This window comes from Halovulum sp. GXIMD14794, assembly GCF_054457455.1.
Genome location: NZ_JBTLNF010000005.1, coordinates 638,224 through 648,896, shown reverse-complemented (window position 1 = coordinate 648,896; position 10,673 = coordinate 638,224). Strand labels below are relative to the sequence as shown.

The following is a 10,673-nucleotide window of genomic DNA, read 5'->3' as shown; positions in this document are numbered from 1 at the left end:
ATCTCCACCAGCCGGGCGATCTCGCCCTTCAGGTCGACCTGCCAGGTTTGGTCCTCATAGCGCAGCTCCACGGTCTCGATCAGCCCGCGCAGCAGGCCGAGGGCCTCGTCGCGCATCGCGCTGAGCTTTTGCGATGTCGAGGACATCCTCGCGGAACGAGGCATTGAAGTCTTCTACGAAACGGTCCGGAGGTGGGTACTGAAATTTGGCCGGAGCTATGCCCACCGGATCCGCAAGTTAAGGCCGCGATCATCGGACTGTTGGTATCTGGATGAGGCTTTCCTCAAGATTGGTGGCAAGACGATCTATCTCTGGCGCGCTTAGATGACGCGGGTGAGGTGCCGGACATCCTGGTTCAGCCCAAGCGGGACCGGAGGGCGGCATTGAAATTGCTGCGGAACCTTTTGAAGCGACAGGGCTATGTCCCGGCTTCCATTGTGACGGATCGCCTTCGGTCCTATGGGGCCGCGCTTCGCCAGATGGGCTTGGCCGAACGGCAAGTGACCGGGGCCGCTCAAACAATCGGGCGGAGGTTTCGAATCAACCGACCCGGCGCCGAGAACGGCAGCAAATTCGGTTCGAGTCACCAGGCTCGGCGCGGCGCTTCCTCTCGACCCACGCTGCGATTGCCAACCTCTTTAACTTTCAACGCCACCTGATAGCCCGTCGCACGCTGAAAGTTTTCCGAGCTGCTGCCCTGGCCGACTAGCGTCAGATTGTGGCGGGCTGATGCCGGGGTCCGAGGAACGGCCGGTCACTACGAGTTACCGTGATAGCGTCCTTCTGGGGCTTGGCGTGGGCGCGTGGGCCTGCCATCAAGGGTGCATGAGCCGGATCGTCACCGTCACGCTGAACCCCGCCCTGGACATCTCGACCGGGGTCGATGCCGTCGTTCCCGACGAGAAGCTGCGCTGCGATGCGCCGGCGCTGGACCCGGGCGGCGGCGGTGTGAACGTCAGCCGCGCCATTGCCCGGCTGGGCGGGGACAGCCGGTTGCTGGTCGCCCTGGGCGGCGCGGCGGGCGACGAGATGCGCGCCCTGCTGATCGCCGAAGGGCTGGCGCCCGAGGATCTGGGCGTGGGCCTCGCCACCCGGCAGAGCATTGCCGTCACCGACCGGACCAGTGGACACCAGTACCGATTCATCCTGCCGGGGCCGGAGTGGAAAACCGCCGACTGGGGCAGGGCAGAGGCGAGGATCGCCGGGACTCTGGCCGAGGGCGACATTTTGGTCGCGAGCGGCAGCCTGCCGCCGGGCGTGCCGGCGGATTTCTGGCTGCGGGTGAATGCGGCGGTGGCGCCTCGGGGCGTGCGGACGATCCTCGATACCTCGGGGCCGGCGTTGCGCGCGGCCGAGGCGGCAAGCGCCACGCCGGTCGCCGTGCTGCGCATGGACCGGGCCGAGGCCGAGGCGCTGTCGGGCAGCGACCTGCCGGGGCCCGAGGCGGTGGCGCGCGTCGCGCGGGCGCTTGTCGCACGCGGCGCGGCCAAGGTCGCGGCGGTTGCCTGCGGGGCCGAGGGCAACGTGATCGCGGATGCTGAAGGGTGCCACTTGTGTACCGCGCCCAAGGTGCCGGTGGTCAGCAAGGTCGGCGCGGGCGACAGTTTCGTTGCTGCCTTCGCGCTGGCGCTTTCGCGCGGCGCAAGCGCGGTCGAAGCGGGGGCTCAGGGCTCGGCGACGGCGGCCAGCGCCGTGACCACGCCCGCGACGCAGCTTTGTGATCCGCAACTGGCGAAGGATCTGCGGGCCGAGGTGCGCATCGTGCCGCTTGGCGATTGACGCCGCCGGGCAGGGGGACCAAACTCCGCCGCGCAATCGGTATACCAAGGCCGCGCCCGCCCGGGCGGCGGCATCCGCACAAAACGGGAGGAAGAACATGACCAAGACCGCCATCGTTACCGGTGCCGGCAGCGGCATCGGCGCGGAGACCGCCCGAGCCTTTCTGGACGCAGGCTATCGCGTCGCCCTGCTGGGCCGTCGCGAGGCCCCGCTGCAGGAGACCGCGAACGGCAATGCCAACGCGCTTTGCGTGCCCACGGACGTGACCGACGAGGCCGCCGTCGATGCCGCCTTCGCAAATATTGCCGAGGCGTTCGGCCGCGTCGACGTGCTGTTCAACAACGCCGGTACCAACGTGCCCGGCCGCCCGATCGACGAAATCGGCGTGGACGAGTGGCGGCAGGTGATCGACGTGAACCTGACTGGCGCCTTCATCTGCGCCCGCGCCGCCTTCCGGCAGATGCGCAACCAGGACCCGCAGGGCGGGCGGATCATCAACAACGGCTCGATCTCGGCTCATGTGCCGCGTCCGGGCTCGGTGCCCTATACCGCCAGCAAGCACGCAATCAGCGGCCTGACCAAGACGCTGAGCCTTGATGGGCGCAAGTTCAACATCGCCTGCGGGCAGATCGACATCGGCAACGCGTTGACCGATATGGCCGCGCGGATGGTCGACGGCGTGCCGCAGGCCGACGGTTCGATCAAGGCCGAGCCGGTGATGAAGGCCTCGGATGTGGCGAATGCGGTGGTCCATATGGCGAGCCTGCCGCTGGATACGAACATCCAGACGATGACGATCATGGCATCGGCGATGCCCTACGTCGGCCGGGGCTGAGCCGGGGGCGGTATGATCCGCCCGAAAACCTCGTGATCGCGCCGGGGCGTTGGCGCGATCACCGCGTGTGCCGATGGATGGTGAGGTTTTACGTTGGCCGCGACCGGCGGTACGTCAGAAATGGTCGGACTTGCCGATCGAGATCATCCCGTCGAGCCCGACATTGAAGATCGCCACCGCGTAGAGCGCGAGCGCGACGATGAACAGCATGGCCACGCCCCAGACGTGCTGAATGCCGAGCACCGCCAGCGCGAAAGACATGATCATCAGGACCGTGGTCACGAGGCCGGCCGCGATCGTGAAGAGCAAGGCTCGGCGCAGCAATAACAGGCGGCGAGTGAGCCGGGTGACGTCGGTCTTGAGGTCTGCGTGATCCTCGCCTTCGGAGATCGCGTTAATCCCGCGGATGCGGTTGAGAACAACGTCGATCCGGGCCGACAGGAACGACACGAACGCCGACATGGCGCCAAGCAGGAATGCGGGCGCAATGGCATGAGAAATGGCCTGTGAGATCTGGTCGAGGGTATCTGGTTCGAGCGCCACGGCGGAGGCCTCCTGGCTAAGGATGGGCGAGTTAATATTTCACTTTGCCGGCGTCAACCTTCTCAGGCGTGGGTTGCGGGGCCGCCCTCAGCGCGGGCCTCCGGGGATTCCTCCGGGCGTCTTGATTGGTTTCCTGGGCGGGCGCTTTCGCTCGCGCAGCCAGATGTAAAGGCCCGCCGCCACGATCACCGCCGTACCCAGCAGCGTGTTGAGGTCGGGGGGCTGGTTGAATACCGCCCAGCTGATGACCGAGACGTAGATGATCTGCACGTAGACCATTGGTGCCAGCGTCGAGGCCGGGGCGTAGCGGTGTCCCACTGTCAGCAGCGAGTGACCCACCGTGGCGAAGATCCCGGCGGCGCAGAAGGCCAGCCAGTCGGTTGGCGCCGAAGGCCAGGTCCAGCCGGTCCACAGCAGCACCGGCGCCAGGATCAACGTTGGCACGCCGGAAGTGATGATCTGGCCCGTCGGGTTGTCGTCGCGGCCGGCGATCATTCGGGTGAGTACGAAGTAGAAGGCATTGGCGCAGAGTGCGGTCAGCGAGAAGATCATCGCCCAGTGGAAGGCGGCTCCCCATGGCTGGGTGATGATCAGCACGCCCGAGAAACCCACAAGGATCGCGATGAAGCGGCGCAGGCCGACGGTCTCTCCCAGTAGGGGAATTGACAGCAGGCAGACCAGCACCGGAGCGGCGAAGAAAATGGCCGTGGTCACGGTCAGCGGCAGGTAGCTGAGCGCGATGAAGTTGCAGCAGGTCGACGTCAGCAGCGAAATTGCGCGGCCGAACTGATGCAGCGGCATGTGCGAACGGAACAGCGAGCGTCCCTCGCGCGGCAGGAACACCAGCAGCGACGCGATGAAGTTCCCAGCGTATCGGATGAACGCGATCTGAAGCGCGGGCAGGCCGGCTGCGGCCAGCCATTTCGCGCTGGTGTCGATCATGGTGAAACAGAAGAAGGCGCCGGCCATGATGGCCAGCGCCAGGGGCACGCGGTCCTCGCGAGGACGGGCGCTGGTTGTCGTCAAGATCCGGCCACGTCGCGGTGGTCGTCCTCGAGGAACCAGCGCACGCTGTCGTCGAAGCTTTCGGGCGCGCGGAAGCCTAGGCGGATCGCTTTCTCCGGCAGCAGTCGTTGGCGCCAGCCCATGACGATCTTCTCGATCACCGGGTCCGAGTTCCAAGTGATGAGTTTCGCCGGCTCTGGCCCGGCGACGCGGGTCATGGCGTCGACCATCTCGCCCACGGTGTCGGTACGGCCTGGCAGGTTGATGTTCCGGTTTGGCCCGAAATCCGCGCCGTCGATGGTCGCGGCGTGCAGCAGATGCTCGACGATCATGCGCGGCGGCAGGTGCCACACCGGGTAATCGCGCGAGACGGGGCAGTTGGCGGGCTCTCCCTGAAGCGGCTCGCGGAAGATCGACGACATGAAGGACGAGGCCGCCGCGTTGGGCTTGCCCGGCCGGATCGAGATCGTCGGCAGCCGCAGCCCGCGACCGTCGAGGAAGCCCTTGCGGCTCATGTCGTTGAGCAGCAACTCTCCGATCGCCTTCTGGGTGCCGTAGGAGGTCTGCGGGTTCAACTCGACCCCGTCGGTCACCGGGTCCGGTGCCTCGCCGCCGTGCACTGCGCAGGAGGAGGAGTAGACCACGATGGGGCAGTCGCCCTGTTCACGGGCAGCCTGGAAGATGTTCAGCGTGCCGTCGAGGTTGACGCGCATGCCCAGGTCAAAATCCGCCTCGGCCGCGCCGGAGACGACGGCGGCGAGGTGGAAGATCACGTCCTGCCCGCCCTCGTAGGCCTGTGAAACCGCCGAGGCATCAGAGATGTCCGCCGCCAGCGTGCGCACGGGGAAGGGCGCGTCGGGCGCCTTCGGCTCGGCCAGGTCGATCAGCGTCATGCCGGTGATCTTCTGCCCGCGCAGGGTGCCCTCGGTGGCGAGGCGCTTCGCCAGTTTCTGGCCGATGAAGCCGCCGCCGCCGGTGATGAGTACTTTTGTCATGTCGATCTCGTCCTTCTCAGCCTGCCATGCCGCCGTCGATGATGTGCGCCTGGCCGGTGGTGAAGCCGCTTTCGTCCGAGGAGAGGTAGACGCCCAGCGCAGCGATCTCCTCGGCGGTGGCGATACGGCCCATCGGCTGGCGGGCGACGAAGTCCCGCATGGCTTTTTCATAGTCGCCGGTGGCCTTGAGCCGCTCGTGCAGCGAAGGGCTGTCGACAGTGCCCGGGCAGATCGCGTTGCAGCGCACGCCGGTGGTGATGAAGTCCTTGGCGACCGACTTCGTCAGGCCGATCACCGCGGCCTTGGTGGTGCCGTAGACGCAGCGGTTGGGCACGCCCATGACCGAGCCCGCGACCGAGGCGATGTTGACGATCGAGCCCTTGCCGCGCTCGATCATGCCGGGCAGGGCGGCCTGGATGGTGCGCATCATGGCGCGCACGTTCAGCTCGAACGCGAAGTCCAGATCTGCGTCCGACGCCTCAAGGACCGTGCCGCCGTGAACCACGCCCGCGCAGTTGAACAGGATGTCCGGCTGCACCTCTTCGATCAGCGCCTTGACGGCGGCGGCATCGGTCACGTCCAGCCGTTCGGTCCGGCAGTCCAGCCCCTTCAGCAGATCGGCGTTGATATCGGTCGCGGTGACCTCCGCGCCCTCGCGGATGAAGGCCTCGGCGGTGGCGCGGCCGATGCCCTGGCCGGCGGCGGTGATGAAGGCTTTCTTGCCCTGGAGACGCATGGACATTTCCTCTTTTATGGCTGGAAGGCTGTCTGGTTAAATTGAAAGGACCAATACGCCGCGTGACGGGGAATGTCACGCGGCGTCAAGGGGATCAGGGCTTCTTCGCCTCGTCGAAAAGCGCGTCGAACCAGTCGACCATCTCGGGCACCATGCGGTCGCCCCAGCCGGTCGCCTTGGCCAGCGCCAGCGCGTTCTTCGCCGCGCCCGACATCTGGCTGGGGGCACCCAGGTCGTCCGCCATCTGCGCGTAGTAACCGATGTCCTTGCGCCCGTTCGAGACGCTGAATGCCAGCTGGATCTCGTTATCGAGCGCGTGGGCCTTGATGAAATCCATCATCCCCGAACGGTTCGGCCCGGCGGCCATCACCTCGTAGAGCGTCTCGCGCCCGACACCGGCGCGTTCCGCCATGGCGAAGGCCTCGGACATGGCGCAGGCGGTGGTCATTGCGAAGAAGTTGTTGATCAGCTTGATCGTGTGGCCCGCGCCGCTGTCGCCCAGGTGAAAGACGTTCTCGCCCAGGTCGTCCAGAACCGGCTTGATCCGGTCATAGGTCGCGCGGTCGCCCGAGGCCATGATGTTCAGCTTGCCATCCACCGCATGGGCCGGGGTGCGGCCCAAAGGTGCATCGATCAGTGTGCCCCCTGCGGCGGCGACTTTCTCGGCCAGCATTCGGGTCGAGCCGGGCAGCGAGGTGCCGAAGTCGATCACGGTCGCGCCCTCGCGCAGGCCCGCGATCACCCCGTCCTCGCCCAGCATGCGCGCCTCGACCGAGGCCGAGGTGTCGACGCAGAGCATCACGATGTCCGAGGCGGCGGCGACTTCGCGGGCGCTGCCCACCTCGGTCGCGCCGCGCGAGACGGCCTTTTCCACCGCATCGCGCGAGCGGTTGGCGACCACGGTCATGGGATAGTCCAGGTCCTGAAGGCGGCCCACCATGGCCGCGCCCATGAGACCGAGGCCGATAAAGCCGATTGCGGGTTTGTCGCTCATGCTGGTTCTCCGATATTCAGGTCTTCGTTGAGGGCGGCGAGCGCGCCCCTGCGTCCAAGTTCGTCCGAACATTTCGCCCCGGCGCCATTGCCCGCCGTCGCCACCGCCAGCCGCCCTGTCAGCCGCCGGATCACCGGGTAGCCGTCGGCACTGTAGGTGGTCATGCAGGGCTCCATGTGGATGGCCGTGGGGGAGAGGTCCGGGATCAGCCGGGCCATCAGCCCGACCAGATAGTCGCGTACCTCCGCGTTGCCGCCCGAGCGGAACCAGTCGCCGATCTCCTGCGGGCTGGTGAGCGGAACGTCCACCGGATCGCCGCCCAGTTTCAGCAACACGCGCCCGTCCGGGTAGCGGATCGGCGGCAGCATGTAGGGTTCGGCGGCGTCGTCCATGCGCAGGACCAGCGAGGGCAGGTGGGACAGTCGCTTCGCCTCGACCTCATCGAGTTCGAAGAAGACCACGGTGCGCGCGAGCACCTTCAGGCCCAGCGGTTCGGGCAGCAGGTGGTCCGTCATGCCGCCCGCGGCGACCAGCACCCGATCTGCGGCGATGCGCTCGTCACCCGCCTGCACGGTGATGCCGGCGCCCGTTTCCTCGACCCCCTCGGCGGGCGCATCGACGATCCGCGCGCCAAGCTTGCGGGCTGCGATTGTCTGCGCCGCCACAAGCTTGCGTGGGGAGATGTGGCCCGCGCCCTCGGCCTCGTGGAAGCCTGCGAAGCCCTCGGGAAAGGCCAGCGCCGGGAAGGCCCGCGCCATCGCCGCGCGGTCGAGACGCTGCGCACGGGTTTCGGTCCGGCGCAGGGTCGCCTCGGTCTCGGCGATAAAGGCGCTGGTTTCCGGCCCGGCCATCAGCGCGCCGCATTGGGTGAAGAAACGGATGCCGCCCTGCGCCTCGATCTCGTGGTAGCGGGCGATGGAGGCGGCCGAGACCTCGGCCCAGTACGGATCGGTGGCAAGGCTGCGGGTGATCCGCCCTTCGTCGTAGTGGCTGCCGAAGACGCCCTGGTGTGCGGTCTTGTTCTCGGGCTCGGAGGGTCCGATCAGTATCGTGTCGTGCCCCGCAAGCGCCAAGTGCCGCGCGGCGGCCGAGCCGATCAGTCCGCGTCCGATGACGGCGATCCTCATGTCATGGCCTTTCGGCCGTCGCCCGTGATCTGCTGGGCCAAAGCCAGCGCCGCCCGCCCATCCGCCCCGGAACAGAGCGGCGCGGCACGGCCCGCGACCACGTCGCAGAGATGCCCCACCTGCGCGGCAAGCGGGTCGGTCGGAGCAAGAGTGTCGTGCAGCTCGGGCATCGTCGGTTCGGACCAGTCCCGTGCCCCGCGCCAGAGCGTCAGCGAGGGAAAGCCAAGCGCGCCTTCGGTGCCGACGAAACGGTAGCAGTCGTCGCCGCCGCCGGCGATGTTCGGATTCTCGCCGCTGGCATGCTCGAAACCCCAGGGGCTGGGCGCGCTGTCAGTGAACAGCATCGTGCCGAGAGCGCCGCTCTCGAAGCGTAGGGCGACGGCACCGGTATCCTCGGTCGCGCCGTGCCGCGTGGCGGACGACAGAAGCGGACGCGCCTCGATGATCGGTCCGGCGAGGTAACGCAGCAGGTCGAGGTCGTGCACCAGGTTGATCATCACCGGCGAGCCCTCGTCGCCGCTGCGCCAGGGCACGTCGAAATAGCCCTCGGGTTTCTTCACGCACCACATGCCCGATACGCCGACCAGCCGACCGATGGCGCCCTGTTCCAACAGCGCTTTGGCCTGTGCGGCGACGGCGTGCGTGCGGCGGTGGTGGCCGACCAGCAGCGGAACGCCGGCCTGTGCGCAGGCCTCGATCAGCGCATCGGCGGAGGCGAGCGTGTCCGCGATCGGCTTCTCGACCAGCACGGCCCAGCCGCGTTTGGCGGCTGCAATGCCGAGCGGCGTGTGTGTGCTGGTGGGGGTGGCGATGATGACCGCATCGGCTGCGACATCCACCGCGTCGAGCGTTGCAAAGCCGGGCGCGTCAAAGGCGGCGCGGGCGGTTTCCGATGGGTCGACGACGGCCACAAGACGCGCTGCCCCATGCGCAATGACCGCTTGCGCGTGGCGCGCGCCGACCGAGCCCGCGCCGACCACGACCACGCGCACTTGCGGGACGCTTGCGGGGGGGACTGTCATCGGGGCAGGGCGCGCATGGTCACATCACCGCGCCGATCTGCCAGGGTACGAACTCGTAATCGCCCAGCCCCTGAAGCTCTGACTTCGACTTTTCGCCCGATGCCATGCGCAGCCACATCTCGTAGATCTCGCGGCCGACTTCCTCGACCGACGCGCCGTCGCTCAGGATGCGGCCCGCGTTCACGTCCATGTCCTCGGTCATGCGGTTGAACATCTCGGTGTTGGTCGCGACCTTCATCGAGGGCGATGGCTTGTAGCCCGCCGCCGAGCCGCGCCCGGTGGTGAAACACACCAGGTTGCAGCCGCTCGCGATCTGGCCGGTGACGCTGGCCGGGTCGTAGCCGGGGCTGTCCATGAAGGTGAACCCCTTTGCGGTGACGGTCTCGCCGTACTTGTAGACCCCGGTCAGCGGCGTGGTGCCGCCCTTGGCCGCCGCCCCCAGCGACTTTTCCAGGATCGTCGTCAGCCCGCCCTTCTTGTTACCGGGCGAGGGGTTGTTGTCCATCGAGCCCTTGTTGCGGGCGGTGTAATCCTCCCACCAGCGGATCAGGCCGACCAGCTTCTCCCCAACCTCGGGCGAGACGGCGCGGGCGGTCAGCAGGTGCTCGGCGCCATAAATTTCGGGGGTTTCGGCCAGAACGCCGGTGCCGCCCTGAGCGGTCAACAGGTCGCAGGCATAGCCGACGGCGGGGTTCGCGGTGATCCCCGACCAGGCGTCCGAGCCGCCGCATTGCAGGGCGACCATCAACTCCGACGCCGGGCATTCCTCGCGTTGGACGTCGTTGACGATGGGCAACATCGCCTCGATCTTCTTGATGCCAAGTTCCACCGTCTTGCGGATGCCGCCGACGTCCTGGATGTTCATGGTCTGGAACAGCGGGCCGGGCGTCAGACCGTAGGCCTCGACCAGCCAGTCGATCTGGTTGATCTCGCAGCCCAGTCCGGCCATCAGCACGCCGCCGACGTTGGGGTGCTTGGCATAGCCCCACATGACGCGCTGCAGCGCCTCGAACCCGTCGCCGTCGCCTGCCATGCCGCAGCCGGTGCCGTGGACGAAGGCGGCGACGCCGTCGACATTGGGATAGGCGGCGAGTTTCTCTTCGGTGAAATGGCTCGCGATCATCCGCGCCGCGGTGGCCGAGCAGTTCACCGAAGTCAGCACGGCGATGAAATTGCGCGTCCCGACCCGGCCCGAGGCGCGGCGGTAGCCCATGAACGTGTCGCGGGTCTCGGGCGCGGCGGCGGGGCGCAGGTTGGTGCCGAACTCGTAGGTCTGCTCGACGGCGCGGAATTCCAGGTTGTGGGTGTGGACATGCGCGCCCTTGGCGATGTCCTCGGCGGCATAGCCGATGATCTGGGCGTATTTGCGCACCGGGCTACCGGCGGGGATGTCCTCGGCCGCCATCTTGTGACCGCGCGGGATCAGCTGGATCGCGCCCTCGGTTCCGACTTCCAGCGGGCGGGTCGCAGTGACCACGTTGTCGGAGGCATCGAGGCGGATTGTATCGGGCATGAACGGTTCCTTGCTCAAGCGCCCGTCCGGGCGCTTTCTGGCTGGTTAAGCTTAAAAGGCCGCCGCGAAAATGTCAGGTCTCAAGGTCGGCGTCCAGCGCTCTTTCGGACGGTCCCGGCAGCGG

General features: G+C 67.3%; 10 protein-coding genes and 1 pseudogene. 3 read left to right on the top strand and 8 right to left on the bottom strand.

Going from position 1 to position 10,673, the window contains the following annotated elements; genetic code table 11:
- Positions 1–111 precede the first annotated feature (111 nt).
- The 3 genes and pseudogenes from ACW9UR_RS14835 to ACW9UR_RS14825 form a co-directional block, all read left to right on the top strand.
- Positions 112–709: pseudogene (locus ACW9UR_RS14835) on the top strand (IS6 family transposase); the annotation flags it as partial.
- Between the two features lie 116 nt (positions 710–825).
- On the top strand, positions 826–1,779 hold the full coding sequence (locus ACW9UR_RS14830) for a 1-phosphofructokinase family hexose kinase (RefSeq protein ID WP_458917784.1): 954 nt from the start codon (positions 826–828) through the stop codon (positions 1,777–1,779).
- Between the two features lie 97 nt (positions 1,780–1,876).
- Positions 1,877–2,614 carry an SDR family oxidoreductase gene (locus ACW9UR_RS14825; RefSeq protein WP_458917783.1) on the top strand — a complete coding sequence of 246 codons (738 nt, stop codon included), beginning with the start codon at positions 1,877–1,879 and terminating at the stop codon, positions 2,612–2,614.
- Between the two features lie 114 nt (positions 2,615–2,728).
- Here the strand turns inward: ACW9UR_RS14825 and ACW9UR_RS14820 are convergent, their stop codons facing one another.
- The 8 genes from ACW9UR_RS14820 to ACW9UR_RS14785 form a co-directional block, all read right to left on the bottom strand.
- A complete protein-coding gene (locus ACW9UR_RS14820; protein ID WP_458917781.1) occupies positions 2,729–3,157 on the bottom strand; it encodes a DUF2721 domain-containing protein in 429 nt (142 codons plus the stop codon).
- Between the two features lie 87 nt (positions 3,158–3,244).
- Complete coding sequence (locus tag ACW9UR_RS14815) at positions 3,245–4,183, bottom strand: DMT family transporter (RefSeq protein WP_458917780.1); 939 nt, start codon at positions 4,181–4,183, stop codon at positions 3,245–3,247.
- The gene (gene denD, locus ACW9UR_RS14810) at positions 4,180–5,157 is read right to left on the bottom strand and encodes a D-erythronate dehydrogenase (protein WP_458917779.1); all 978 of its coding nucleotides are present in this window, start codon (positions 5,155–5,157) and stop codon (positions 4,180–4,182) included. Before denD ends, ACW9UR_RS14815 begins: the two co-directional genes overlap by 4 nt.
- Before the next feature lie 16 nt (positions 5,158–5,173).
- A complete protein-coding gene (locus tag ACW9UR_RS14805; protein WP_458917778.1) occupies positions 5,174–5,893 on the bottom strand; it encodes an SDR family oxidoreductase in 720 nt (239 codons plus the stop codon).
- A gap of 94 nt (positions 5,894–5,987) precedes the next feature.
- A complete protein-coding gene (locus tag ACW9UR_RS14800) occupies positions 5,988–6,887 on the bottom strand; it encodes an NAD(P)-dependent oxidoreductase (RefSeq protein ID WP_458917777.1) in 900 nt (299 codons plus the stop codon).
- A complete protein-coding gene (locus ACW9UR_RS14795) occupies positions 6,884–8,014 on the bottom strand; it encodes an FAD-dependent oxidoreductase (RefSeq protein ID WP_458917776.1) in 1,131 nt (376 codons plus the stop codon). The genes ACW9UR_RS14800 and ACW9UR_RS14795 overlap by 4 nt, the downstream gene beginning before the upstream one ends.
- The gene (locus ACW9UR_RS14790; RefSeq protein WP_458917775.1) at positions 8,011–9,036 is read right to left on the bottom strand and encodes a Gfo/Idh/MocA family protein; all 1,026 of its coding nucleotides are present in this window, start codon (positions 9,034–9,036) and stop codon (positions 8,011–8,013) included. The genes ACW9UR_RS14795 and ACW9UR_RS14790 overlap by 4 nt, the downstream gene beginning before the upstream one ends.
- Positions 9,037–9,055: 19 nt before the next feature.
- On the bottom strand, positions 9,056–10,549 hold the full coding sequence (locus ACW9UR_RS14785; RefSeq protein ID WP_458917774.1) for a UxaA family hydrolase: 1,494 nt from the start codon (positions 10,547–10,549) through the stop codon (positions 9,056–9,058).
- Positions 10,550–10,673 lie beyond the last annotated feature (124 nt).

What these genes read in the sequence shown, in the direction of transcription:
- ACW9UR_RS14830 (WP_458917784.1), top strand. Translation starts at nt 826, where the DNA reads ATGAGCCGGATCGTCACCGTCACGCTGAACCCCGCCCTGGACATCTCG.
- ACW9UR_RS14825 (WP_458917783.1), top strand. Translation starts at nt 1,877, where the DNA reads ATGACCAAGACCGCCATCGTTACCGGTGCCGGCAGCGGCATCGGCGCG.
- denD (WP_458917779.1), bottom strand. Translation starts at nt 5,157, where the DNA reads ATGACAAAAGTACTCATCACCGGCGGCGGCGGCTTCATCGGCCAGAAA.
- ACW9UR_RS14805 (WP_458917778.1), bottom strand. Translation starts at nt 5,893, where the DNA reads ATGCGTCTCCAGGGCAAGAAAGCCTTCATCACCGCCGCCGGCCAGGGC.
- ACW9UR_RS14800 (WP_458917777.1), bottom strand. Translation starts at nt 6,887, where the DNA reads ATGAGCGACAAACCCGCAATCGGCTTTATCGGCCTCGGTCTCATGGGC.
- ACW9UR_RS14795 (WP_458917776.1), bottom strand. Translation starts at nt 8,014, where the DNA reads ATGAGGATCGCCGTCATCGGACGCGGACTGATCGGCTCGGCCGCCGCG.
- ACW9UR_RS14790 (WP_458917775.1), bottom strand. Translation starts at nt 9,036, where the DNA reads ATGACAGTCCCCCCCGCAAGCGTCCCGCAAGTGCGCGTGGTCGTGGTC.
- ACW9UR_RS14785 (WP_458917774.1), bottom strand. Translation starts at nt 10,549, where the DNA reads ATGCCCGATACAATCCGCCTCGATGCCTCCGACAACGTGGTCACTGCG.